This is a genomic window from Subtercola boreus, from assembly GCF_003399645.1.
GTDB classification, from domain to species: Bacteria; Actinomycetota; Actinomycetes; order Actinomycetales; family Microbacteriaceae; genus Subtercola; species Subtercola boreus_A.
Window position 1 is genome coordinate 79,461 of the sequence record NZ_NBXD01000007.1, and the last position, 24,929, is coordinate 104,389.

Genomic DNA, 24,929 nt, shown 5'->3' on the forward strand with positions numbered 1-24,929 from the left:
CTGTGAGAACCGGAGTGCTCTACGTCGTCTTCGCGGCCCTCTCCACGGTCACCAACCTCGGCTCGCAGGTCATTGTGCAGCACCTCTACACCGGGCCCTTTGCGCTCGTCGTGGCCGTCATCGTGGGCACCGGCGTGGGCGTCGTCACGAAGTACCTCCTCGACAAACGCTTCATCTTCCGTTTCGAAGTGAAGAGCATAAAACACCAGGCGCGTACGCTCGGTCTCTATACGCTGATGAGCGGGGTAACGACGCTCGTCTTCTGGGCCTTCGAGTTCGGGGCCTTCTACCTCTTCGGCACCGACCTGGCCAAGTATTCTGGGGCAGTGATCGGCCTGGCGCTCGGCTACCTCATCAAGTACCAGCTCGACAAGAACATCACCTTCAAGGCCGACACGACCGGAGTGAACACACTGTGAGCAAGGTATCCTCCTGGGGCAGGCTCTCCGACGCCGATCACGAGGTGGTCGCGATCTCGTCGGCGGCTTCGGCTGCCGGGGTGCTGGCTGCCACCGCACCCGGTGTCGCCCGCGGCATGGAACGCAGCTACGGCGACGTCGCGCTGAACAGCGGCGGAACCCTGTGGGACACCCGGTCGATGAACCGTTTTCTGGCCTTCGACGCCGAGACGGGCATCCTGAGCTGCGAACCGGGTGTACTGCTTCGTGACATCCAGGCCACCTTCAGCAGGCAGGGCTGGATGCTCGCCGTCACGCCCGGCAGTGAGATCGTGACCGTGGCGGGCGCCATCGCGAACGATGTGCACGGCAAGAACCATGCCACGCGGGGCACCTTCGCCGACCATGTCACGTCGATCACGCTGGTGCGAACGGATGGCGAGGTCATCGTGTGCGGGCCGGGAACGGGCCCGGGCGAGGAGTCGAGCCGACGCGAGTGGTTCGAGGCCACCTGTGGTGGGCTGGGGCTCACCGGGCTCATCGTCGAGGCGTCGCTGCGCCTGAAGCGGGTACCGGGGCCCTGGCTTCTGGCCGAAGACGTGGCGTACCAGTCCCTGCCCGAGTTCTTCGAGCTGTCGGACTCGTCTGAAGCGGAGTTCGAGCATGTGGTGTCGTGGATCGACATCACCACCGACGGCGGTCGCCGCGGAATCCTCTCGCGCGCCAACTCGGTCCCGTCTCCGCACCGCGAGCCACCGGCGTCGGCCACCGGGCTGGGCGCGGCCCGCGGGGGCATCACATTTCCGCTGGTGCCTCCCGTGTCACTCGTCAACCGGCTGACGCTGCCGGCGCTGAACCGCGCCTACTACCGGCTCAAGCGGGCGGGAGTCGGCTCGAGTGTCGTGCACTACAAGCCGTTCTTCTACCCTCTCGACGCCATCCAGGAGTGGAACCGGGCGTACGGCCCGCGTGGCTTCTACCAGTACCAGTGCGTGCTGCCCCGCGACGTCGGCATGGCGGCGGTGGAGGAGATCCTGGCGCTGGTCGCGCGGTCGGGCCAGGGGTCGTTCCTCGGCGTGCTGAAGACGCTCGGTGACCGCGAGCCGATCGGGATGCTCAGCTTCGCCCGGCCCGGAGTGAACCTGACGATCGACTTTCCGAACCTCGGTGCCTCGACCCTCGCGCTGCTGTCGTCGCTCGACACCGTGGTCGCGGCGGCCGGCGGCCGGCTGTACCTCGCCAAAGACGCGCGCATGCCCGTCTCCCTGTTCGAGGCGGGGTATCCGCGCCTCGACGAATTCGTGACCTACCGCGACCCGGGCATCAGCTCGGAGATGTCGCGCCGACTGTTAGGAAGCTAGATGCCGACCTCTGCAACCCGTCCCTCATCTGCGCCGTCTCCGGCCGGCTGGCCGACCGATCTCGTCATCGTGGGTGCCACGTCGGCCATCGCCGAGAACTGCACGCAGCTCTGGCTGGAGGGTGGGGCATCCCGCGCCCTGCTCATCGGGCGTGACGGGGCGAAGCTGGCGCGCATCCAGACCGACCTCGGGGTGCGCTTCCCGTCGGCGGTCATTACGATCTCGGAGACCGACTTGGTGAACACGGCGTCGATCACGGCGGCTGTGGCCGGGTTCGCGGGTGCCGGCACACCGGGGGCGGCTGCTGGATCGGGTCTCACCGTGCTGATCGCCCACGGATCGATGACCGACCAGGCCGAGTCGCAGGCCGACCTCGAGAAGGCCGCCCAGGTGCTGCAGGTCACGGGGGTCTCGCCCTCGCTCTGGATGGAGGCGTGCGCCGACACCATGACCGCCGGCACGATCGCGGTGCTCGGCTCGGTCGCCGGCGACCGGGGCCGCAAGACGAACTACATCTACGGTGCGTCGAAAGGCCTGATCGAGAAGATGGCCGAGGGCCTGCAGCACCGCCTGGCGGGCTCGCCGCTTCGCGTGGTGCTGGTCAAGCCCGGGCCGACGGCGACCCCGATGACGGCACATCTCGACGCCTCCTCGCTCGCCTCGGTGTCGTCGGTGGCGGCCGAGATCGTGAAGGGTGTGAACGCGGGCACCCCCGTCGTGTACGCCCCCCTGAAGTGGAAGCTCATCATGGCGGTGGTGCGGGCGATCCCCCGCCCCATCTTCCACAAACTCAACTTCTGACGCCCCCCCGCCCGCCGGCCCCGCCCGCCCCACGCCGCGCATTTTGCGCAAAAGCACCCATCCGCCGAGCGTTGGGTGCTTTTGCGCGAAATGGGTGGGCTCTGGTGGGTTCTGGTGGGCTGTGGGGGGCGCGCAGGGCGTGGAGGCCGGTGCGCGGCCTGTGGATAACTCGAGCGACGGAGGCCGGTGTGCGGTCATACTCGGCGCATGCCCCGACTTGTGGTTCTACCAGACTCCCTTTTGCGACAGCCGTTTTCGGTCGCTCATGCCCGTGAGGCGGGGTTTCGGCGGGGCCGCATGCGCGGTCGCGACCTCGATCGACCGTTTCACGGTGTGCGCGCCGAAGCGGGCTCGATCGAATCTGTCGTCGCTCACTGTCGGGCCTACCTCCCTCGGCTGCGGCGGGGCGAGCATTTCAGTCATCTGACCGCCGCCCGCCTCTGGAACTCCCCGCTCGCTCAATCGCACCGAACGTCTGACGGACTTGACGTCACCGCCGTAGCACCGGTCGTCGCGGCCAGAGGTCGCGGCGTGCGAGGGCACCAGGCCGTCGAGTTGCCCATCGACGTCACGCAGCGGTTCGGGCTCCCCGTGGCCGGAGCGGCGACCACCTGGCTGCAACTCTCCCGCGAACTGAGCCTCGGCGACCTCGTGGCCGTCGGCGACCACTTGGTGTTGGAGCCCAAGGTGCCTGACGGCGTCGAGCACCGGCCATACACATCGATCGACGAATTGAGACGTCGTTCGCTCGAATACAAGGGCCCCGGATGCTCGGCGGCACGACGCGCCGTCGGAATGCTGAGGCAGGGGGCCGAGTCCCGTCCCGAAACCCTTCTCCGCTTGCTTCTCCATGCGGCTGGTCTTCCGGAGCCGGAGGTCAACCCCGAGATCTGGCACAGCGCGGGCTACCGGATCGGTCGAGCCGACCTCGTCCACCCGCGCTGGAGGGTGATCGTGGAGTACGACGGCGACCAGCACAGAACAGACACCACGCAATACGAGAAAGACATGTGGAGGGTGGAGCAGTTTACGAGGGACAACTGGGATGTCATCCGCATCCGAAAGCACGGCCTGTTCGCCGACCCGCACGGCACGCAAGCCCTCGTGCGCGAGGCCCTCGCCCGAGCCGGGTGGCGTGCCCCCTGACTTTGCGCAAAAGCACCCACACCTGCGGCCTTGGGTGCTTTTGCGCAAAACGCGCGGGAGGCGGGGAGGCGGGGGCGGGGGCGGACGCGCGGGGTCAGGCGGCGGCGTTGCCCTCGAAGGCGGAGTCTTCGTAGTCCTCGGTGAGGCCGTGGGGGGTCTTCTCCCAGTGGTGGGGGCTGAAGACGATCTGCCAGGCTGCGCGCCAGGCGGAGATGGAGTGCAGGATCCAGTACGCGGGGTTCAGCAGCGCGAACATCGCGACCCGCCAGTTGTACCGCTTCCACGCCGCCAGGCCGGAGACGATGATCATCAGCCCGTTCGAGAGGAGCATGTTCGTCGTTCCCGCCACGATCAGCCACTCCGGCAGGTCGAGCCCGATGAACTGCACCCCGAGGTAGGTGAAGATCGTGAATCCGAGCACAAGCGGGTACAGCAGGAAGGCCAGCGGCGTGCCCAGGATGAGGGCGACCAGCGACAGGGCGCCGAGAACGCCGTTCACCCGGAACCACCGCACAGGGTGCCGGGTGTTCACGGCGGCCGTCATGATGTAGCCCTTGATCCACCGGGTTCGCTGGCGGATCCACGCGCCCACCTCGGCGCACGCCTCTTCGCCGGTCGAGGCATCCACGACACCCACTCGGTACCCGTGCGCTGCGACGCGGAGGCCCAGGTCGGCATCCTCTGTCACGTTGTACGGATCCCAGGCGCCGAGCTGGCGGAGTACCGCGGTGTCGAAGTGGTTCGACGTGCCCCCGAGCGGGATGGGGAGGTGCGACTGGTCGAGGCCCGGCAGCATCGAGTCGAACCAGTGCGCGTACTCGACGGCGAACAGGCGGGTCAGCACGTTGTAGTCCGCATTGAAGTAGACCAGGGCTCCCTGCAGGCAGACCAGTTTCTTCTGGTCGGGATCGACGTAGCGTCGCTCGAACTCGTCCTGCCGGAAGGCGGCGACGGTGTCGCGCAGCTGGGACGGGTTGGGGCGGTCTTCGGCGTCGTAGATCACCACGAACTCGCCGCGGGCGAACGACAGGCCGTAGTTGCAGGCGCGGGGCTTCGTCTGCGGGCCCCCGGGCGGCACGATCACCATGCGCACATACTCCGGCGGGCGCATGGTGCGAACCGCCGAGATCGTCTCGTCGTCGTCGGCCTCGAGCAGCACCATGACCTCGAGCTTCGCCTTGGGATAGTCGATGGCGCCGAGGTTGACGAGCAGCTTGCTGATGATGTTCGCCTCTTTGTAGGCGGGAACGAGGATCGTGTAGATCGGCAGCTCATTGTCGGGAATGCGCGAGGGCAGCGGCTTCAGCCCTCGCCGTACCCGCTCGAGCGAGACCTCTGTGGCCCAGCGTTCCTTGTCGCGCAGGTTGAAGGGCGCGCGAAAGCCCGCCACCGCCTTGAACGTGATGTTCATCAGGAAGATGCAGTTGGCGAGCGTGAGCACGATCACGAGAGTGGTGGTCAGGTTGATCAGACAGCCCACCACGATGATGGCGACGATGATTCCAGGCACCACGATCTGCCAGCGACGAAGGCCCTCCTTGGCCGATTCATCAGAACTCTCAGTCGCCAGCGCATCGGAGGCACCGAACAGCAGGCGCGTGCGGCACGCCGCCTCGACGGCCTGGTTCAGGTCCCAGTCGGTGGTCGTCCGCACGCGGATGCTGCGCACCCCGAGCATGCGGCGGGCGGCGTACAGCACGTCTTCGGTGGGTGGCACCGTGGTCGCGATGACGGCCGCGTTGCCGTCCCGCTTCCACGGAACCCAGCCCGCCTCGATGTACTTCTCGGGCTCGTCGGTCGAGAACAGACCGGCCTGCGGCGGGTTCTCGAGGAGATCGACGAGGGGGGCGTCCCACTGCACCGCGAGAGCTTCGTACATCTCGCGCCGGGTCACCGCGCCCGAGAGGATCAACTGCCGCCCCAGCAGGCCGCCCTCGAGCGACTGGCGGGCCAGGGCGTCCTGCAACTCGACCTCAGAGACGAGGCCGGCCTCGAGCAGGATCTCGCCCACGCGGCGGGGGGCGCGTTGGATGTCGGTCACCGTCAGATCCGCTCGTAGATTCGGTAGTCGCCCTTTTCGAAGACGACCCGGTAGGCGGTCTGGAACGAGGACTGGTTCTTGATCTTGTCGTAGACGAGGTCGGCCACGCCGGTCTGGCTGAGCTCGGGCGCGTCTGCGGTCGACACGAAAACCCACTTTGCGTGGGTGGCGGGGCTGGCGATCGCCGCGGTGAACAGGTCGCCCGTCGATCGGTTGTAGTAGTCGACGAGCGGAATGCCGATCTCGGGCAGCAGCGCGCTACCGGCCGCCGATTCATCCATCAGCACCTGCCCGCCGTCGTAGTTGTCGTGCAGGAACCGTGCGGCGTCGGTCGCCCCGCTGGCCGCCTTGAGCTGTACGTAGCCGTCGGCTTCAGCGATGACGGATGATCGTGCCGGGTCGGTCGCCCACCACGCCGTCTGCAGCACCAACGCCAGGCCCACCAGCGCGACGAGCCCCGGAGCGACGCGGGGCACGCGCGTCAGGGAATCGACGAAGACGGCCGCGAGCACGGCGAGCCACGGGATGACCGCCAGGGCGTACCGCGAATTCCACCAGTTCTCGGGCAGCGAGTGGTCGTTGTTCATGTGCGTCTGGCCGAGGAACAGGCTCAGCAGCGAGAAGCCGTAGGCGACCCCCATCACCCAGACCAGCAGGGCCTTGTTCGAGAGCCCCCAGCGCCAGGCGAGCACGATGGCGCCGGCGATTCCGAGCAGCACCGTCACGAGGCCCGCGGTCTCGAGTACCGACCAGTTGTAGGTCCAGAGCGTCAGGCCGGCGTTGTGCGTGTAGGCGAGCAGCCCCGCGTCGGCCGTGGCTTTCTGCAGGTTCGCGGCCGAATACTGGCCGTTCAGAAACTCGAGCGGGTTGCTGTAGACCGCGAAGTTGTAGGCGAGCCACCACGCGATCGCCACGGCGGGCAGAGTGGCGAAGGCGGCGGCCATCTTGATGGCGTACCGGAGTTCCTGCTTGCGCCGCCAGGCCGCGATGAGCACGACGAGGCTGCCCCCCACCACGAGCACCCAGCCCTCGTAACGGGACAGGGTGGCGCCGGCGGCAGGCAGCCCGGTGAAGACCATCATCTCGCCAGCACTCAGGTTTCGCCTCGAGGTGACCCAGTGGGCGAGCCCGGCGAAACACCCCATCATGCAGAGGATGAGCACGGGCTCGGTGAGCGCCGTCGTGTACAGATACAGGATGCTCGGATTGGCGATGATCAACAGAACGCCGACGATGCGTGCCGAACGCCCCAGCCCGACGCGGGCTGCCACGCGGTAGACGCCGCAGGCCGTACCCATCAGGCAGACGAGGCCGAGCAGCCCGGCTGCCAGGCCCGTGTGCCAGAGCCAGAGGTTCTGCACGAACGGCACGAGGATGAGGCTGGGCACGGGCAGCCAGACGGTGCCCAGCTGAGTGAAGCCGGGTGCCTTGCTGTCGAAGATGCGCCGGGAGATGGTGAGATGGCTCTGCGAGTCGGCGTAGGCGATGTTGATCCCGGAGGAGGTCGTCACGTAGACGGCGACGATGCCCACGGCCAGGGCGGCCACGGCGACGACCATGGTTCCCGGTACACGCCGGCCCGCGGCGGGGGCGGCGAGCGAGGCCCAGCGATCGAGCAGCCAGGTCTGGAAGCGCGAGGGTGTGGGTGCGGGTGCCGGTGCCGCGGGCGCGCTCTCGCCGGGCGTGGCGGGGGTGCCGCGGTGCTCCGACGTCAGCGCGCTCACGGTGTGCCGCTACTCCGGGAGCCGGTCGGGGTTCGCGATCGCGGCAGGTGCGGCCGCGGCATCCGTTCGTTCCCTGTCGGCTACGAGCTGGGCATCCACATACTTCTTGAGTTTCGCGCGGCGTCGGCGACGCGTGAACTCGCCGATCGCTGCGGCGAACACGAGAACGACGATGATGACGACCGCCCAGATCGCGTAACGGTTGTACTCGCTCGTCACCGCCGCCTGCGGCACGATGGCGTTGCTCGACAGGGCAACCGGGTCGGCGAGTCCCGGCTGGGCGATGATGACGTCGCCCGACAGGCCGAACCAGGCGCCCGGGTTGCTGACCGCATAGTCGGCGGCCTGTCGCTGCAGCTGCTCTGTCGCACTGCTGGTCGACCCGTCGGGGGCCCAGCCGCCGAGCATCACGATGTTGCGGCCGCTGGACTCGAACGACTCCAGGGCGGCAAAGGGAGAGGTCGACCCGACGCCGAAGCTCACCGCAGACGAGTCGATCGCTTTGAACGAGTCGAGCCGCAGGGGCGCCTTCAGCGACGACGAGTCGTCTGTTGTGGCCCCGACGATGAGCCCGGGCTGGGACGAGCCGGCGAAGTCTGCGGCCGACATGACCGTCACAGCGAGCTGGATGCTCGAGTTGCGCTGCAGAGAGGCGACGAGGTCACCGGCCGCCGCCACTGCTGCCGAGTCCGCCAGCCCGGCGCCGAACGCGACGGGAAGCGTGCCGCCGAGCGCCTGGGGAAAGCGCTGGAACCCGGCGTCGAGGCTCTGCCCCCGCGTCGCGGTGACGGTGGAGGCCTTGTTGTCGACGAACAGCTCGATCGGAATCGACCGCAGTGTCGACGAGCACTCGCCCGTGACCGATTCGGCGCTGAGCGAGACGCGCAGGGCATTGGATGCCGTCAGCCGGGTGGCCGCGACCGGCAGCGTCACGTCGAACGCGGGTGTGTGGCCGAGAACGCTCGACCCAATGAGGTAGCTGTTCCAGTACACGTTCATAGTCGCGGTGACGGTGTCGGGAATGTCGGAGTGCATGCCGAGGAGGTGCACGCTCGCCTCGCTGACCGGCCCGCCGAACGCGGACTGGTCGACGTTCACCACAGAACCGGTCTGCCCGTAGCCGGACAGCGAGAGTTCGTTGCCGGCCCCGAGGCTCTGCAGGGACTGCACGAGGTTCGCCGGCACCTGGCCGGTCTGGGTCAGCCCCGAAACGTCGCCGGCATCTGCCAGCGCGAGGTAGTCGCTGCCGAGCGCGGCTCCCGCTGCGGCGAGCTCGGCCTCCGGGCCCGAGATGGTGAGCGTGGGTACGCCCGCGGCTCCGGTGGAGAGCTGGGTCGTGACGGTGTCTCCGGATGCGACGATGGCCACGACGCGCCCGCGTTCGGGCTCGACACGTGTTGCGCTCCCGGTGTCGCCGGCCGTGCTGAGAGTGATCGCGACGCTCGAGGGGAAGGCGTGCGCCAGCGACCCCACAGCGGCAAGGCCGGCCTGTTTGAGGGCGGCTGTAGGAGCATCCGGAACCACCACGGAGACGGCATTCAGGGCGGGGGAGAAGAAATCGCCTACGGTCGTCGGAGCGGTGGCCTCACCCGTCACGGCCACGGTCACGGCGCTGAGGGAGACGGTGGCACCCGACGGTAGCAGGCAGGCAGCGTTGCCGGTCGACGACGAGGTCGGGGTAGCGGGGAGGTACGTGAACCCAATGGCGACCTGGCCGTCGACGACGTCGGAGGCCGAGAGCGGGATGCTCACCGCGGCTGGCGCGGTCGGGTCGATGCTCTGGCGCACCTCGCCCTTGACGCTGACCTGCACTGAACCGGGTATGCCCGTCGAACTCGGAGTCTGCGGGGCGAGTGTCGCGGAGGCGCTCGCGGGGGAGAGGCCCGCGGGGATGTTCACCGTGACGAACACGGGAGCCGAGTCATCGGTGATCGTGTCGATCGCCGGCGCCGAGAGGGTACCGGGTGCATCGGTGACCTGCCGGGCCTGCTGCGCCTGCGTGGTCACTGCGTGGGTGGTCTGCGCCGCGCTCGCCGCCAGGGGTGCTGACATCAGCACGGCTACGGCCCCCGTCAGGGTGAGTGCTCGCAGAGTCCAGGGAGAGAAGACGCTCATTGACCATCCGATAGAAAAGGCGCCACGGGGGCGCCACGCTGACAAGTTCACTGCATTACGAGGGTGATTGCGTCGACGGGCGGGCGGGGTGTAGATGTTGCCACCGCCGTCAGTGCGATCCTAGGGGAAATCTCAGCCCGCTGTGCCCCGTTCGCGGGTCAGTCGCCCTCGGTGCAGCCCCGGCCCCCGCGCGTCTTGCGCAAAAGCACCCACCGGGCAGCGTGTGCGTGCTTCTGCGCAAAATAGACTGGCTGCGTGAACACCAGGCCGGCCCGCGTCATCCGTGGGCTGGCGGCTGCGCTCTTCGCGGTGTTCGTCGCATCGTTCTCCCACGTCGCGGGCGGCGGCACCGCACCCGGAACCGTCGGTCTCGTGCTGGCGCTGGCGTTCTCCGCGGTGGTGTGCGTCGGGCTTGCGGGAAAGTCGCTCTCGATCATCCGGTTGTCGGCGTCTGTTGCCCTGAGCCAGCTCGTGCTGCATGCGCTGTTCAGTGTGGGTGCGAACGCGGGTGACGCAACACTCACGGTGAGCGGGATGGGGCACCACGGCTCCATGCTCGTCTCGATCTCCGAAGGCACGGCTGCCGCAGCCGCGACGTTCTGCTCGTGGATGTGGGTCGCCCACGTACTCGCGGCCGTCGTGACGGTTCTCGCCCTGCGACGCGGCGAAGGCGCGTTCTGGGGCCTGGTGAGTCTCGCCGGCCGGCGGTTCACGCGGCTGGTGCGGCCTCTGTTCGTCGAACCGCGACCCGTACTGCGGCCCGATCGCAGCCGGTTCTCGCTCGAACCCGATCACCCTCGTGACCTGGGAATCTTTCTCGGAAGGCTGCGTCATCGCGGCCCTCCCGTGTGTGTGCGAATCGCGAGCTGACTCCCCACACACACGAAGCACGGCCGGGCCACCCCGGCCGAGAGAAGGAACACCCCATGAAGAAGAGCACGATCGCGCGCGCCGCCGCATCGTCGGGCATCGCCCTCGCCCTCACCCTCGCAGCCCCCCTGGCCGCCAGCGCCCATGTGCATGTCGACCCCGACCGGGCTGCCCCCGGTTCGTACTCCACCCTCACGTTCAAGGTTCCCACCGAGAGCGCAACCGCCAGCACCGTCAGGCTCGAGGTCGACCTCCCCACCGACACCCCCTTCGGCAGCGTCTCGTACCAACCGGTCGCAGGCTGGTCGGTGCAGGTCGTCGAGGGTACCCTCGCAACCCCCGTCACCACCGATGACAGCACGGTCACCGAGGCTCCCACACAGATCATCTGGACAGCGGATGCGGCCACCGCGGGCGCGGCGACCGGTATCGCCCCGGGCCAGTTCGAGCTGTTCTCGATCTCGGCCGGACCCATTCCCGACACCGGGAGCATCGCGCTGCCGACCCACCAGACCTATTCCGACGGGTCGGTGGTGGACTGGGTGGATGCCCCGCTCGCCTCGGGTGCAGAGCCCGAGCACCCGGCTCCGGTGCTCTACATCACGGATGCGCCGCCGGTCAGCGAGGAGGGCGCTGCGGGCACTTCGGGCACTGCGACCGTCTCTCCGGGCGCAGGTTCCGACTCGTCTGGCGGAGCGGTCGTGACCCAGGGAACGGCGGTGGTGGACTCATCGAGCAGCACGGTTTCTGTCATCGTCGCGATCGCCGCCCTCGTGCTGGCTGCGATCGCCCTCGTCGTGTCGGTCGTGGCCGTGACCCGTCGTTCAGGGCAGGGGCGCGCATGAGTCGCCTCCTCGGTACCTCGAAGCGGCGGCGGATGATCGGCGCCGCGACGGTCGTCATCGTGGCAGCGGCGCTCGCGCTGGTGCCGGCGAGTACCGCGAGCGCCCACGACTACCTCGTCTCGAGTTCTCCGGCCGCCGGTTCCACCGTCACGTCAGCGCCCTCCGAGGTCAGCCTGACCTTCAACGACCTCGTGCTCGATCTCTCACACGACAGTTCGTCGGCGATCGTCGAGGTGACAGGGCCGGATGCCTTGACCACCCATTTCGAGACGGGCTGTGCGAGCATCCTGAGTCACACTGTGAGCGCGCCGACCGCTCCCGGCGGGCCGGGAGACTACGTGGTGAGCTGGCAGATCGTGTCGTCTGACGGGCATCCCGTGAGCAGTTCGCTGACGTTCCATTACGCCCCGGCGGCGGGCACGGTCGCGGCGGCCGGAAGTGCGACCGCACCCGCCTGCGGGCGAGCCGGGGCGACCGGGCCGGGGGTGATTCCGGCCGACGGAACGAGTGCCGGCGACGGTGCGGCCGGCTGGGTCATCCTCGGCGTCGCGGGCGGCATCGTGCTGCTCGCGGTCATTGCGGGGGCCATCGTTCTGGTGCTTTCAGGCCGGCGCAGAGTCGGTGGGAAAGTTGCGCAAAAAAGATCTGAATCCGGGCAATCCGGTTTGCCCGGGGTTCCGAATGATGATTGTAGAGCCACACACGACTTCTAACTGCGATGGAAGTCGTGGCTCCACATATCCAGAAGCCAAGCGTTTTCTGCGGTCGACACCCCTCACCGCAGAGGGCGCTTGGTTTCGTTAACGGCCCGTTGCTCGGCCGGATACCCGACGCGCTCTTGCGGAACAATCGAACATATGTTCGACTGTCTGCATGCGATGGAACGGTCAGCAACTCGACACCCGAGACGATTCCGCGCTGCCCGGGCTCGCCCGCCTGAGCAACCTGGTGCGCTCGGTCACGACTCCCGAATTCGCGGGCATCACCTTTCACGAGGTTCTGGCGAAGTCGGCGATCAACCATGTGCCGGGGGCGAGCACGATGCCGTTCAGCTACACGATCAATCCCTACCGGGGCTGTTCCCACGCCTGCACGTACTGCTTCGCGCGGCCGACGCACACCTACCTCGAGCTCGACTCGGGCGCCGACTTCGACAACCAGATCATCGTCAAGGTCAACGTCGCCGAGGTGCTCACGCGCGAGCTCGCGAAGCCCTCCTGGCAACGGATGCCTGTGGCCCTCGGCACGAACACCGACCCCTACCAGCGGGCTGAGGGGCGCTACCGGCTCATGCCCGGCATCATCGAGGCGCTCGCCGGTTCGAAGACGCCGTTCTCCATCCTCACCAAGGGCACCCTGCTACGCCGCGACCTTCCGCTGCTCGTCGAAGCCGCCCGCACCGTGAGCGTCGACGTGGCGATGTCGATCGCCGTGTTCGACGACGACCTGCAGCAATCGGTCGAGCACGGTACGCCCACCGCGAAGGCACGGCTGGCGACGGTGCGGGCGGTTCGGGATGCGGGGCTCGACTGCTCCGTCTTCATGATGCCGATCCTTCCCCACCTCACCGACACCACGACGCACCTCGACGATGCGCTCGCCCTCATAAAGGAGTCCGGCGCGACCAGCGTGCTGTACTCGGCTCTGCACCTGAGGCCGGGCGTCAAGCCCTGGTTCATGCAGTGGCTGGAGCGCGAACATCCTGAGCTTGTGGAGTCGTACCGGTCGATGTACTTCGGTGCCTCGACCTACGCGCCCAAGGAGTACCGGGCCTGGCTGGGCAGGCGCATCCGTCCGCTCATCGCGCGACACGGGCTCACCCGCGGGGAGGAAGACCCGTCGACCGGGGGCGTGAAGTCGAGCGCGCTCGGGTTGTTGCCGCTGATGGATGACGAGCGCACCTTCACCGCTCCCGGCGCGCCGACATTCCGGCGAACCGCAGGTGCCCGGGCGCCCGCGACCGGGCGAGCGGGTGCGGTCGCCGCTCTGCCGCCGACGCTCTTCTGACTGCTGCACCTAAGGTTGTCTGGTGGCAAAACTCTACTTCCGGTACGGCGCGATGAACAGCGGCAAGAGCACGGCCCTGCTGCAGGCGGCCTACAACTACGAAGAGCGTGGGCACCACGTGCTGATCGCGAAGCCGTCCACCGACACCAAGGGCGAGCGCTCCATCATGTCTCGCCTGGGCGTCGTTCGCGACGTCGACTTCCTCGTGGGCCCCGACCAGAGCCTGCGCGACGTCTTTCTGGCCGAGCGTGAGGCTGTGCGAGCATCCGGAGCCGGCGAGGTGAGCTGTCTTCTCGTCGACGAGGCGCAGTTCCTCACGGCGCGGCAGGTCGACGACGCGCTGCGCATCGCCCTCATCGACGACGTGCCCGTGTTGGCCTACGGAATCCGCACCGACTTTCTCACCGCGGCCTTCCCGGGCAGCGGCCGGCTGCTCGAGGTGGCGCACAGCCTCGAAGAGTTGAAGACGATCTGCCGCTGTGGCCGGAAGGCCATCTTCAACCCGCGGAAGGTCAACGGCGCCTTCGTCTTCGACGGCGCCCAGGTCGCCATCGACGGCGACGAGGTCACCTACGAGGCCCTCTGCGGCCGCTGCTACCTCGAAGAGAGCGACGGCCAACTGAGCGCCGCCACCGCCTAACGATTCGTTCGCCGCGTACATGAAAAGAAGGCCACCGGCAGGTGACCTTCTTTTCACTGTTCAACAAACCGTAAATGAAAAGAAGGCCACCGGCAGGTGACCTTCTTTTCACTGTTCAGCAAACACAGTCGGGGTAACAGGATTTGAACCTGCGACCTCGTCGTCCCGAACGACGCGCGCTACCAAGCTGCGCCATACCCCGATCTTCGTTCTCACCGGCGTGAACCGGCTTGAACAACCTACCCAGAATAGCCGACTTTCAGCTCGCGGGTACCAGTGTCAGCAGCGTCGCCTCGGGTAGGCAGGCGAACCGCACAGGGGCATAGATGGAGGTGCCGAGCCCCGCCGAAACGTGCAGGAACGCCACGCGCGCCCCGCGCCGCCACGTGCTGAGGCCCTTCACCTGGGTGCGGGGAATGTCGCAGTTCGTCACGAGCGCCCCATATCCCGGCACGCAGACCTGCCCGCCGTGGGTGTGCCCCGCGAAGATGAGCTGGGCGCCGTTCGTCACGAACGAGTTCAGGATGCGCTGGTACGGTGCGTGGGCCACCCCGATCGAAAGCGTCGTGCGCCGTCCGTTCGACCCGCTGCCGGGAACCGTGTCGTCGCTGCTCTCCGACCGCAGCTCGTCGAGTGCGCTCGAAACGGTCTCGAGCTCGTCGTAGCGTCTGTGCGGGTCGTCGACTCCGAAGAACTCGATCTGCGTACCGTTCACCTCGAAGGTGATCGCGCCGTTGTCGATGTCCTTCCACCCGAGCGACGAGAACAGCGCGTGCTCGCGATCGATGTCGAGTTTCTCGGCGACGACAGGGTTGTTCGTCGGCCCGAGGAAGTAGCGCAGCGGGTTGCGGAACGAGGGCGCCCAGTAGTCGTTCGACCCGTTCACGAAGACACCCGGAACGCCGCGGAAGGGCTCGAGCGTGTGCTCCAGCGACTCGAACGCGTCCCGGTGACCGACGTTGTCGCCGGTGTCGACGATGAGATCGGGCTTCAGCCGTGCGAGAGCCCTGACCCAACGCTGTTTGCGGTGCTGGAACGGTGCGAGGTGCATGTCGGAGAGGTGCAGCACGGTGATCGGCGTGGCCCCGGCGGGAAGCACGGGCACGCTCACCCGCCGCAGCGTGAACAGCTTGCGCTCCACCAGGGTGCCCCACGCGAGGGCTCCTGCCCCCGCGGCGGCCGTGGCCGCGAGGGTCGTCCAGACGGCACGTGACGTGCTGGTGCTCACTCGCGCCCTACTTGCAGACGACGAGCGCCACTGACGTCGTCGACTGGTTGTAGTCGCCCGTCGCCGGATCCTGGCTCAGCACGGTGTTGTTCTTGCACCCGGCGTCGGTGCTGAGCGTCGTCGTCACGTTCCACCCGTTGAGCAGTGACAGGGCACTGCCCGGGGAGCGGCCCGTGACATCCGGCAGCTTGATCAGCTTGCCGTTGCTGGTGAAGACGTCGACTTCGGAGCCCTTCGTAGCACTCGAGCCGCCGGCCGGATTGGTCGATGACACCTGTCCGGCCGGTTTGCTGGAGTCTTCGTCGCCCGCATCGTTCGCCGTGAAGCCGGCATTCTCGAGCTTGTTGAAGGCCTGGCTGATGGTCAGCCCCGAAACATCCGGAACCGTCACCGACTGCCCGCTGCTCAGACTGCGCGACGGTGCCGGGAATGCGTCTCCACCGTAGGAGTCACCGACCTGCTTGTAGAAGTCCTTCCACATGTACAGTCGCGACAGCCCGCTGCCGACGTTGCCGCTGCCGGCTCCGGCGACCGAGGTCTTTCTGATCGAGACATCGCCGACCACATTGCCGACCCAGGATGCTGAGACGAGTTTGGTCGTGCCACCGATCAGCCAGACGTCCTTCTCGTTCTCACTGGTGCCGGTCTTGCCGAAGTGGGGCGTTCCGTCGTAGGGGTTCGCTGGGGTTGCAGTCCCTGACTGGACGACGCCCTGCATGGCGTACAGCGCTGCCGAAGCGATGGCGGGGTCGATGGCCTGCGTGCAGGTGGTCTGCGGAGCGGGAACGTCAGCACCATTCGCGTCGGTGATGTTCGTGATGGCTACCGGCGAGCAGTACATGCCCTTGTTGGCCACGCCAGCGTAGGCTGCGGCCATCGTGAGTGGGGCGACCTCGTTACCGCCGAGCACAATTCCGTAGGGGCCGTTCACGAGGGGAGTGTCATCGGCGCGATGCACGCCCAGCGACTTGGCGACGTTGGTGATGTCGCAGAGATCGAGCTTCGAGGCCATCGAAATGAACGCGTTGTTCACCGACTCTTCGAACTGGGTGAGAACTGAAGCTCGTGCTCCCGTTTCTCCGGCGTCGTTACCCGCCGTATACCCTGCCTCACCAACTGTGCCACCGCAACTGTTCGTGAAGTTCGACGCGGTGAAGTGCTGGTTGTTTGCGCCGTTCACGATGTCGCCGAGCGAGTGACCGGTCTGCAGCCAATTGATCAACGTGAAGAGCTTGAACGACGAACCCGGTTGGAAACCAGTGGAGCCGCCGAAGGCGAAATCAGTGTTGTAGTTGATAGCTGTAGACGTCGCCGGGTCGGATTCCGGGTCTTCGCTGTACGTCTTGTTTTGCGCCATCGCGAGCACCTTGCCGGTGCCGGGCTGCACGGTGGTGAACGTTCCACCTATGTCGAGTTTGTCGCTCGAGTACGGCACATAGTTGTTCACGACATCGAAGGCTTTCGCCTGCAACTGCATGTCGAGTGTGGTGTAGATCTTGTAGCCGCCGGTGTTGAGGTTGTGCTGGCGCTCTTCATCACTCGCACCGAACGTCGGATCCTGTTCGATGATGCGCTTGACGTAGTCGCAGAAGAAACCCGCGCCGTAGACGGCGGTCTGGCAGCCGGTCGACGGCTCCGTGATCTTCGGCGTCACCTCGGTGGCGACGGCGTCGGTGAACTGCTGCTGGGTGATCGTGTGCTCTTTGAGCATGGAGGCGAGAACGTCTTTGTCGCGCCGGGCCTTGTTCGCCGCGGTGTGCTCGGCATCGATGTCGATGCGCAGCGCCTCAGGCTCGTTCACGATCGCGATGAGGCTCGCGGCCTGGGGCAGGGTCAGGTCTTTCGCGGCCACACCGAAGTAGTACTCGGATGCGGCCTGAATGCCATAGACACGACCGCCGAACAGGGCGATATTCATGTAGCCGAGAAGAATGTCGTCCTTGGTGTATTCCTTCTCGAGACCGATGGCGAGCTTGGCCTCCTTGAGCTTGCGGTCGGTGGTCTGCGCGGTGGCCTCGGCGTATGCCGCTGCCTCCTGGGTGGGGTCGGTGATCGCTTCGGCGCGCTGCACGAGGATGTTCTTCACGTACTGCTGCGAGATGGTGGACGCACCGGAGCTGATGCCGCCCGACACGACGTTGCCGACGAGCGCGCGGAAGGTCGACTGCACATCGACGCCGCCGTGAACGTAGAACCGCGGGTCTTCGGTCGAGACCAGAGCGTCTTTCGCGTACTGGGAGATCGCATCCCAGCCCACGGTCTGGCGGTTCTGCTCGTAGAACGAGGCGAGCAGAACGTCGGAACCGTCGGGGTTCTTGGCGTAGACACTCGACGTCTGTGAGAGAGCGTCGGGCTTGATGTAACTGGGGAGGTTCTCGAACACGCCGATAGAATTGTTGGCAGCGAGACCGGTCACCGCGAGAGCCGGAGTGACCATGGCTGTGACCAAGACGCCTGCAATTGCGCTCATGCCCACAAGGCCAAGGATGGCTCCGACCGCGCCGCTAACCTTACGTTTTGGGGCAGACATGCTCACGAGCCTAAGTCACAAACCTGAAAAACGAGCCTAAGGAGAACCCCGTGACCTCATGGGAGTACGTGACCACGCCGCTGATGATCCACAACACGGCCGCAATTCTCAACAATTGGGGCTCCGATGGGTGGGAGCTGGTGCAGATCGTCACGAACGAGCAGGGCGGCATCGTCGCCTATCTGAAGCGTCCGCTGCAGGGCTCCGAGCCGGCTGCCGCTGCAGCTTCGGCCGCGGCCGCGGCCGGTTCGTGGAACGACGGGGCGGCGGCGGGGCCCGACGGCACGGGGGTCAGGGCCGAGCCCGGGCAGGACGGGACCGATACGGTGACCGGTGCTGCCGGGGATGCTCGATGAGCGCGGTAGCCGAACGGCTTGCAGCTCTCGGCATCGAGGTTCCGGCGGTCTCGCCTCCTGCCGGCGCCTATGTTCCGGCGATCATCCACGGTGACCTCGTGTTCACCGCCGGTCAGCTGCCCTTCGTCGACGGGAAGCTCGGCCAGACCGGCAAGGTCGGCGACGGGCCGTCGCTGGTTTCTCCCGTCGATGCGAAGGCCTTTGCGCGGCTGGCGGCCATCAACGCGCTGGCTGCCGTGCAGAGCGTGCTCGGAAGCCTCGATCGCGTGACGCAGGTCGTCAAGGTCGTCGGGTTCGTGGCATCCGACCCCGCGTTCACCGGCCAGCCCGGTGTGATCAACGGGGCCTCCGAGCTGTTCGGCGAGGTGTTCGGTGACGCCGGTCTGCACGCCCGCTCGGCCGTGGGCGTCGCCGTTCTGCCGCTCGACTCGCCCGTCGAGGTGGAGCTCATCGTCTCGTTCGTCTAGCGGACCCGGAGCCGCCGCCAACCGTTCGTCATAAAGGATCGGGGGTGGAGCCGAGGTTCCTGCAGACCCAGCGCCCGCCCCCATCCTCCGTACGGCGTCCGCCCAGCGGCCTGTGCCCGAATCAGGGCCGCCACCCATTGCGGCTCAGGCCTTGATGTTCGTGCTGATGATGCTCATCACCTGAGTGTCGGCGAGCGTCGTGGTATCGCCGATCTCGCGGCCCTCGGCCAGGTCGCGGAGCAGTCGCCGCATGATCTTGCCCGAGCGGGTCTTCGGCAGCTCGGCCACGATGAACACCTGCTTCGGCCGCGCGATCGCTCCGATCTGGCCGGCAACGTGCGTGCGCAGTTCAGCCGCGAGGGCATCCGCCTCCTGCCGGAGGTCGCCCGCCTGCTCGACGCGCACGATGACGAACGCGACGACAGCCTGACCGGTGGTCTCGTCGGCGGCGCCGACCACGGCCGCCTCGGCGACCCGCGGATGCGACACCAGCGACGACTCGATCTCGGCCGTCGAAAGGCGGTGCCCCGACACGTTCATCACATCGTCCACACGCCCGAGCAACCAGATGTCACCGTCCCGGTCGAGTCGGGCTCCATCGCCGGCGAAGTACTTGCCCGGAAAGGTGCTCCAGTAGGTCTCGACGTAACGGTCGGGGTCCCCCCAGATTCCGCGCAGCATTGCGGGCCACGGCTCCGACACGACCAGCAGCCCACCGGCGTTCTTGCCCACAGGGGTGCCCGCATCATCCAGAACCTCGATCTTCAGACCGGGAAGCGGAACCTGCGCCGAGCCGGGCTTCAGCGTCGTGACCCCCGGCAGCGCCGAGATCATCATGGCGCCGGTCTCGGTCTGCCACCACGTGTCGACGATCGGCGTCGTTCCGGCGCCGATCACGTCGCGGTACCAGATCCAGGCCTCCGGATTGATCGGCTCGCCGACCGAACCGAGCAGGCGCAGGCTCGAAAGATCGTAAGCGTCAGGAATCTGCCGCCCGAGCTTCATGAATGTACGGATGGCAGTGGGTGCGGCATACAGGATGCTCACCCGGTACTTCTGGATGATCTCCCACCACCTGCCGGGGTGCGGTGCATCGGGCGTGCCTTCGTAGATGACCTGGGTGGCACCGTTCGCGAGCGGGCCGTAGACGACGTAGGTGTGGCCGGTGATCCAGCCGACATCGGCCGTCGACCAGTACACGTCGGTCTCAGGCTTCAGGTCGAACACGTTCTTGTGCGTGAAGGCGGCCTGCGTGAGGTACCCGCCGCTGGTGTGCAGGATTCCCTTCGGTTTGCCTGTCGTTCCGCTCGTGTACAGGATGAACAGGGGGCTTTCGGCCGGGAAGGGCTGCGCTTCGTGGTGCTCGCCCGCCGCTGCCATCTCGTCGTGCCACCAGAGGTCGCGCTCGGGAAACCAGTCGACCTCGTTCTCCCCGCGCCTGACGACGAGAACGCTCTCGACGCTCGAGGTGGTGGGGCCCGGCTCGCCGTGCTCGTTCAGGGTTGCGCCGATGGCGAGCGCAGCATCCACGGCCGGCTTGAGGGCCGAGACCTTTCCTCTACGCCAACCGCCGTCGGCCGTGATCACCAGCCGCGCCTGGGCATCGTCGATGCGAGCGCGGAGACTGTCGGCACTGAAGCCGCCGAAGACGACGGAATGCACGGCACCGATTCGTGCGACGGCGAGCATCGAGATGACCGCCTCGGGAATCATGGGGAGGTAGATGGCCACGCGGTCGCCCTCGCCGATGCCGAGGCCGATCAGCACGTTCGCGGCCCGCTTGACCTCCGCCGTCAGCTCGGCGTACGTGAACGTGCGGCTGTCGCCGGGTTCACCCTCCCAATTGAGAGCAATGCGGTCACCGTTGCCCGCTTCGACATGACGATCGAGGCAGTTGTAAGCCACATTCAGTTCGCCGTCTTCGAACCAGGTCGCGAACGGGGCACGGCTCCAGTCGAGCGTCTTGGTGAAGGGCTTGTGCCAGTGCAGCAGCTCGGCCGACTGCTCGCCCCAGAAGGCCGGCCGGTCTTCGGATGCCCGGGCGTAGAGGTCTGCGGAGGCCACCGCGGTAGCGCGGAACTCCGCACTCGGCTCGAAACGCCTGGTCTCGTGCAGGAGGTTGTCGATGCTGTTGTTCATGGTGCTCCTTTGCTCCAGGCGATCCGCCGACGTTCGGGCCGAGGCCCCCTCGATTCTGTCGGATGAACGGCACGCAGTGTAACCGATGCTGGGAATATTCTGTATCGGTTTGCGTCCATGTTTCTGGTAGGTAAACTCTTCACTACCAAGTCGATTTTGGCTTGGATGCAGCGCAATCATGATTCCCCCCAATCATGCGCTGCTACGGCGGCACCTTTTCCCCCAATAGGTGCCGCCCCCTTCATTTAACGGCTCAGATGCTCGAGTGGCCGCTTGCCCGGTGGGCTTTTCGGTCGGCTGGTGGGCGGTCGAGTGGTGCGCGGTCTGGTGGTGTGCGGTCTGGTGGTGCGTGGTCGCTCCTCCACAGGCGCCGGGGTGATCGTGTTGTCCACAGATCGTTGTCCCGGTCGATGCTTGCGCCGACGCACTTTCTAGGCTCGCCGCATGACAGTGATCGACGGACGGTATGTGGCGGCGAGGCGCGGTGCGAGCCCTTCTCCGTTCACCCTTGCGGTGGCCGCACCGACACCTGCTCCCGCGCCGGCTTCTGCGTGTGCTCCGGCCCTACCGCCGCCGGCCGCCGTCGGGGCGCGTGACGCGACAGGCTTCGGCCCGCTCGAACGGTTCGTCGTCGAGCCCGGCGTCACCGACATCTTCATCAACGGTCCGAACGACCTCTGGGTCGACCGCGGGAGCGGGTTGGCGCACGTGCCCGACTGGTCGTGCCCCAGCGAGAGCCATCTGCGCGAATTGGCCGTGCGACTCATCGCGCTCGGCGGGCGTCACATCGACGAGGCCACGCCGTGCGTCGACGTACGGATAGGCGACGGAATCCGCCTGCACGCCGTTCTGCCGCCCGTCTCGCCGCACGGCACGCTGGTGTCGGTTCGCCTGCCCCGAATGGGCTTCCTGAAATTCGACGATCTCGACCGCGGTGGGTTCTTCGCTGAGTCCGACGGTTCCGAGACCGCGTACCGCTCCGTCATCGAGACCGCAGTCTGTGAACGCTCGAATGTCCTGGTGACCGGCGCCGGCGGTTCGGGCAAGACCACCTTCCTCTCGGCCCTCCTCTCCTCCGCCCCGGCCGACGAACGGATCGTCGCGATCGAAGACGTCGCCGAGCTCCGGGTCGAGCATCCGCACTTCGTCTCACTCGAGGCACGGCAACCCAACCTCGAGGGCGCCGGTGGCATCTCTCTCGAACGCCTCCTTCGCGAAGCTCTCCGGATGCGCCCCGACAGGCTCGTGCTCGGCGAGTGCCGCGGCGCGGAGATTCGCGAGCTCCTGTCAGCCCTCAACACCGGCCACGATGGCGGCGCCGGCACCTTGCACGCCAACTCCCTCGCCGACGTACCCGCCCGCCTGGAAGCGCTCGGAACCCTGGCCGGTCTGGGCCCCGAGGCCATCGCGCGTCAGACTGTCAGTGCGATCAACCTCATCGTGCACATCGAGCGCCGCGGCCCCTACCGCCGCCTCGCCGGCCTCGGCGTCTTCGCGCTCGACGGCCGCGGCCGGCTCGAGGTGCGCGAGCACGCAACCGGTCTGCTCGCGACGCGCGATGCGGCGGCCAACCCACCTGCGGCGCGCGCGACCGGTGTGGCGGCGGGCAAGCATGCCTAGCGCAGCGACCTCCACAGCCCAGATCGACGCCATCGCCGGGACCATCCAGCGCCTGGCAGTGCTCCTCGAGGCAGGAGTCGTCCCACAGAACGCCTGGGTCTACCTGGCTGAACCCGCAGACGGTGGTACCGGGCCACCAGGAGCCGCCACGGAAACCACGGCACGCCGACGGCGGGTCGCCCCGCCGCGACGCGACCCGGGCGCACGGCACCGAGAGGTGGTTCGCCTGATCGCCCGGGCGGTGAACCTCGGTGTCTCGAGCGACCAGGCGATCGATGCGGCCTGCCGCGCCTCAGACGCACGGTCTGCCCGCGCCTGGCGGTCGGTCGCGGCCGTCTGGGCGGTGGCGTCCGAATCCGGAGCCCCCATCGCCCTCTGCCTCCGCGAGGTGGCGACGGCACTGCGCGAGATCGGTGACAATCAGCGCGCAATCGCTGTCGCGCTCGCCGCGCCCGTCGCCACAGCCCGATTGATGACCGTGCTTCCCCTCGCCGCGCTCGGCTTCGGCGCCATCCTGGGCTTCGATACCCTCCACACCCTGACGGCAACGCCCCCGGGCATCATCTGTCTTCTGGCGGGGGCCGGCCTACTCCTGCTCTCGCGAATCTGGAACGGGCGCCTCGTACGCTCAGCGACTCCGAAGGCCACGGTCACCGGCCTGTCACTCGAGCTGATGGCGGTGGCCATGGAGGGCGGAGCATCCGTCGCCCGTGCCCGCCGCCTCACCCAGACCGCGCTCGAGACCTATGACCTCCTCGAGCCGCGCGGTCTGCAGCTGGCCAGTTCCGTCGTCGACCTCGCCACTCGCGCCGGTGTACCCGCCGCAGAACTGCTCCGCAGCGAGGGCCACCAGGCACGACGTGAAGCCTTCGCAGTGAGCCAGAAGGTGTCAGCGGCCCTCTCGGTGAAGCTCATGCTCCCCCTGGGGCTCTGCGTACTCCCGGCCTTCATGGTGCTCGGAGTCGCCCCTCTCCTCCTTTCTGTCATCTCCTCCACATTCGGCTCCTGGTGACCGTTGTACACAGATCGCACGTTCTGCAGCGGAACGTGCGGCGCAGCGGCACAGCATTGTCGGTAGGCCCACCGGAGCGCGAGGGCCCGTCCCGCTCGATCCACAACCCACCACAGAAAGAACCTCATGCGCATACCCGCCCCGATCCGAAATCATGCCGATCCGTCGGTGGAATCCCGCTCCGCCGGATGCAGGCAAGGGGGTGCGCCGCGATCGATGGTTCAGCACCCAACAGGGCTGAGACCCACGGTGCGCGGTGCGGGCCGCCGACGGTCCGCATGGGTCGGGGTGCTGGCCGACGACACCGGATCGGCGACGGCTGAGTACGCGATCGCCACGATGGCCGCCGTCGGCTTTGCGGGGCTTCTGGTCGTCATCCTGCGCGGTGATGAGGTGAGGTCGATGCTCACCGACCTCATACACCGGGCCCTTACTGTTGCGGGCTGATCGTGAAGTTCATGGTGGGGGTTCGTCGAGCGGTGCAGGATGACCGGGGGAGCATCACGGCGGAGTTCGCCGCCGGTCTTCCGGCAGTGATGATCGTGCTGGTGCTCGCCCTCGCAGCGCTGCAGGCATCGACCCTTCAGGTTCGGGTGGTCGACGCAGCCGCCGTTGCGGCGCGAACCCTGGCGCGGGGCGACTCCGACGCAGACGGGGCGGTGAACCTGCTCGTCGGCGCCCACTCGCTCTCAAGCACCCACGAGGGTGACTTCGTGTGCGCCACGGTGTCGGCGCCGATGTCCTTCGGGAGTCTCGGTCTGGCCGGGCTGGAGGCGACTGCTCGCTCGTGCGCTCTCGGTGACGGCCCATGACCGGCCTGCGTGCGCGTGGGCGCGGCGAGGGAACCGTGGGTCATGTGGCCGGCCGCAGTGGCGGTTCTGGCGCCGGGGCCGCTGCACGTGGCCTGCGGCGGGCGTTCGGTGACGACCGCGGCTCGGGGTCGGTGCTGGCGCTCGCGCTGGTCGCGGCAGTGCTGATGTTCACCGCTGTCGTGCTCACCCTGACGGTGGCGCTCGGCGAGAAACGCGCGCTCGCTGCGGCCGCCGATGCGGCAGCGCTGGCCGCGGCCGACGTGGCGTCAGGCCTGGTTGCGGGTTCCCCCTGTGAGGCGGCAGCGCGAGCGGCCGAACTGGCCGGAGATCATCTCGACCGGTGCTCCCTCTCGGAGTCGACAGCGGAGGTCAGCGTCAGCCGCACTATCGCGGGCCTTTCGCTGTCGATCGGGGCGCGGGCGGGCCCGCCCGCGTCGGGCCCGCCCCCGTCGGGCACCATGCGGCACACCCTCGCGCCAGGGGCCGAGCCCGCAGCTGCGAACCCGGCCCCTCGGCACAGCGTCGGAGAGTTACTCGAACACCGCCTGCACGAAGCGGTACTCGATCGCACTCGGGCGATCCGTCGCGCCCGAGCCCTCCGCGAACTCGATGCCGCTTCCCCTGATATAGAGGTAGTGCTTCGTCGGCGAGTCGGTGGGGATGCTCATCCGCGGCTGCGGCTCACCCCCGTCGCTGAACCCGGTGCTGATGGTCTTGCCTTCGAGTGGTCCGTCGACGAGCTTCGCCGTATACGTTCCGAATCGGGTCATAGACATGGTGGTCTACTCCTCTCCATTGAGTTTCGTCCACCATCATC

General features: G+C 67.4%; 22 protein-coding genes, 1 tRNA gene and 1 pseudogene. 16 read left to right on the forward strand and 8 right to left on the reverse strand.

From position 1 onward, the window contains the following. Positions 1 to 2 precede the first annotated feature (2 nt). The 4 genes from B7R24_RS02695 to B7R24_RS02710 all read left to right on the forward strand — a co-directional run bounded on the left by B7R24_RS02695 (position 3) and on the right by B7R24_RS02710 (position 3,706). Positions 3 to 419, forward strand: coding sequence for a GtrA family protein (locus B7R24_RS02695; protein WP_116417455.1), 417 nt, complete (start codon positions 3 to 5; stop codon positions 417 to 419). Further along, complete coding sequence (locus B7R24_RS02700) at positions 416 to 1,759, forward strand: FAD-binding oxidoreductase (protein WP_116417456.1); 1,344 nt, start codon at positions 416 to 418, stop codon at positions 1,757 to 1,759. Before B7R24_RS02695 ends, B7R24_RS02700 begins: the two co-directional genes overlap by 4 nt. After that, positions 1,760 to 2,560: an SDR family NAD(P)-dependent oxidoreductase gene (locus B7R24_RS02705; protein WP_116417457.1), complete on the forward strand. Its 801-nt coding sequence runs from the start codon at positions 1,760 to 1,762 to the stop codon at positions 2,558 to 2,560. It begins immediately after the preceding gene. 531 nt (positions 2,561 to 3,091) lie between these two features. Then, positions 3,092 to 3,706, forward strand: a complete 615-nt coding sequence (locus tag B7R24_RS02710; RefSeq protein ID WP_172582680.1) for an endonuclease domain-containing protein — start codon at positions 3,092 to 3,094, stop codon at positions 3,704 to 3,706. A 94-nt stretch (positions 3,707 to 3,800) separates the two neighbouring features. Here the strand turns inward: B7R24_RS02710 and B7R24_RS02715 are convergent, their stop codons facing one another. Genes B7R24_RS02715 through B7R24_RS02725 form a run of 3 tightly spaced genes read right to left on the reverse strand, consistent with a single transcriptional unit; the run spans position 3,801 to position 9,586 of the window. After that, positions 3,801 to 5,747 carry a glycosyltransferase gene (locus tag B7R24_RS02715; RefSeq protein WP_116417459.1) on the reverse strand — a complete coding sequence of 649 codons (1,947 nt, stop codon included), beginning with the start codon at positions 5,745 to 5,747 and terminating at the stop codon, positions 3,801 to 3,803. Between the two features lie 2 nt (positions 5,748 to 5,749). After that, positions 5,750 to 7,471 (reverse strand): hypothetical protein, encoded by a 1,722-nt coding sequence (locus B7R24_RS02720; protein ID WP_116417460.1) that lies wholly within the window; start codon positions 7,469 to 7,471, stop codon positions 5,750 to 5,752. 9 nt (positions 7,472 to 7,480) lie between these two features. Beyond that, positions 7,481 to 9,586 (reverse strand): hypothetical protein, encoded by a 2,106-nt coding sequence (locus B7R24_RS02725; protein ID WP_116417461.1) that lies wholly within the window; start codon positions 9,584 to 9,586, stop codon positions 7,481 to 7,483. 255 nt (positions 9,587 to 9,841) lie between these two features. Between B7R24_RS02725 and B7R24_RS02730 the strand changes: the two genes are divergently transcribed. The 5 genes from B7R24_RS02730 (at position 9,842) to B7R24_RS02750 (ending at position 13,948) form a co-directional block, all read left to right on the forward strand. Further along, positions 9,842 to 10,456 (forward strand): hypothetical protein, encoded by a 615-nt coding sequence (locus B7R24_RS02730; RefSeq protein WP_116417462.1) that lies wholly within the window; start codon positions 9,842 to 9,844, stop codon positions 10,454 to 10,456. 56 nt (positions 10,457 to 10,512) lie between these two features. Continuing rightward, positions 10,513 to 11,301 (forward strand): YcnI family copper-binding membrane protein, encoded by a 789-nt coding sequence (locus tag B7R24_RS02735; protein ID WP_116417463.1) that lies wholly within the window; start codon positions 10,513 to 10,515, stop codon positions 11,299 to 11,301. After that, positions 11,298 to 12,014, forward strand: coding sequence for a copper resistance CopC family protein (locus B7R24_RS02740; protein WP_116417464.1), 717 nt, complete (start codon positions 11,298 to 11,300; stop codon positions 12,012 to 12,014). The genes B7R24_RS02735 and B7R24_RS02740 overlap by 4 nt, the downstream gene beginning before the upstream one ends. Before the next feature lie 160 nt (positions 12,015 to 12,174). Beyond that, entirely contained in the window at positions 12,175 to 13,308 is a 1,134-nt protein-coding gene (locus tag B7R24_RS02745) for an Rv2578c family radical SAM protein (RefSeq protein ID WP_116417465.1), read from the forward strand. Positions 13,309 to 13,330: 22 nt separating this feature from the next. Beyond that, positions 13,331 to 13,948 carry a thymidine kinase gene (locus B7R24_RS02750; protein ID WP_116417466.1) on the forward strand — a complete coding sequence of 206 codons (618 nt, stop codon included), beginning with the start codon at positions 13,331 to 13,333 and terminating at the stop codon, positions 13,946 to 13,948. A gap of 128 nt (positions 13,949 to 14,076) precedes the next feature. Here the strand turns inward: B7R24_RS02750 and B7R24_RS02755 are convergent. From B7R24_RS02755 to B7R24_RS02765, 3 genes are all read right to left on the reverse strand, one after another. Next, positions 14,077 to 14,150, reverse strand: a tRNA-Pro gene (locus B7R24_RS02755). 57 nt (positions 14,151 to 14,207) lie between these two features. Continuing rightward, positions 14,208 to 15,176 carry a metallophosphoesterase gene (locus tag B7R24_RS02760; protein WP_116417467.1) on the reverse strand — a complete coding sequence of 323 codons (969 nt, stop codon included), beginning with the start codon at positions 15,174 to 15,176 and terminating at the stop codon, positions 14,208 to 14,210. A gap of 7 nt (positions 15,177 to 15,183) precedes the next feature. Next, complete coding sequence (locus B7R24_RS02765) at positions 15,184 to 17,646, reverse strand: transglycosylase domain-containing protein (RefSeq protein WP_172582681.1); 2,463 nt, start codon at positions 17,644 to 17,646, stop codon at positions 15,184 to 15,186. A gap of 110 nt (positions 17,647 to 17,756) precedes the next feature. Between B7R24_RS02765 and B7R24_RS18500 the strand changes: the two genes are divergently transcribed. Continuing rightward, positions 17,757 to 18,062 carry a hypothetical protein gene (locus tag B7R24_RS18500; protein WP_437123501.1) on the forward strand — a complete coding sequence of 102 codons (306 nt, stop codon included), beginning with the start codon at positions 17,757 to 17,759 and terminating at the stop codon, positions 18,060 to 18,062. Further along, complete coding sequence (locus tag B7R24_RS02775; RefSeq protein WP_116417469.1) at positions 18,059 to 18,529, forward strand: RidA family protein; 471 nt, start codon at positions 18,059 to 18,061, stop codon at positions 18,527 to 18,529. The genes B7R24_RS18500 and B7R24_RS02775 overlap by 4 nt, the downstream gene beginning before the upstream one ends. A gap of 144 nt (positions 18,530 to 18,673) precedes the next feature. Here B7R24_RS02775 and acs read toward each other — a convergent pair whose 3' ends face one another. Next, on the reverse strand, positions 18,674 to 20,668 hold the full coding sequence (gene acs / locus B7R24_RS02780; RefSeq protein WP_116417470.1) for an acetate--CoA ligase: 1,995 nt from the start codon (positions 20,666 to 20,668) through the stop codon (positions 18,674 to 18,676). 453 nt (positions 20,669 to 21,121) lie between these two features. Here acs and B7R24_RS02785 point away from each other — a divergent pair, with 453 nt between their 5' ends. From B7R24_RS02785 to B7R24_RS18365, 5 genes and pseudogenes are all read left to right on the forward strand, one after another. Then, positions 21,122 to 22,288, forward strand: a complete 1,167-nt coding sequence (locus B7R24_RS02785) for a TadA family conjugal transfer-associated ATPase (RefSeq protein ID WP_437123503.1) — start codon at positions 21,122 to 21,124, stop codon at positions 22,286 to 22,288. Then, positions 22,281 to 23,300, forward strand: a complete 1,020-nt coding sequence (locus B7R24_RS02790) for a type II secretion system F family protein (RefSeq protein WP_172582682.1) — start codon at positions 22,281 to 22,283, stop codon at positions 23,298 to 23,300. Before B7R24_RS02785 ends, B7R24_RS02790 begins: the two co-directional genes overlap by 8 nt. A gap of 249 nt (positions 23,301 to 23,549) precedes the next feature. Then, positions 23,550 to 23,747, forward strand: a complete 198-nt coding sequence (locus B7R24_RS02795) for a DUF4244 domain-containing protein (RefSeq protein ID WP_253259924.1) — start codon at positions 23,550 to 23,552, stop codon at positions 23,745 to 23,747. An 11-nt stretch (positions 23,748 to 23,758) separates the two neighbouring features. Beyond that, complete coding sequence (locus tag B7R24_RS02800; RefSeq protein WP_116417474.1) at positions 23,759 to 24,112, forward strand: TadE family type IV pilus minor pilin; 354 nt, start codon at positions 23,759 to 23,761, stop codon at positions 24,110 to 24,112. After that, positions 24,109 to 24,528 (forward strand): annotated as a pseudogene (locus tag B7R24_RS18365) (Rv3654c family TadE-like protein); the annotation flags it as partial. The gene B7R24_RS02800 and the pseudogene B7R24_RS18365, both read left to right, overlap by 4 nt. Positions 24,529 to 24,642: 114 nt before the next feature. Here B7R24_RS18365 and B7R24_RS02810 read toward each other — a convergent pair. After that, positions 24,643 to 24,888 (reverse strand): hypothetical protein, encoded by a 246-nt coding sequence (locus B7R24_RS02810; RefSeq protein ID WP_253259241.1) that lies wholly within the window; start codon positions 24,886 to 24,888, stop codon positions 24,643 to 24,645. Between the last annotated feature and the right edge of the window lie 41 nt (positions 24,889 to 24,929).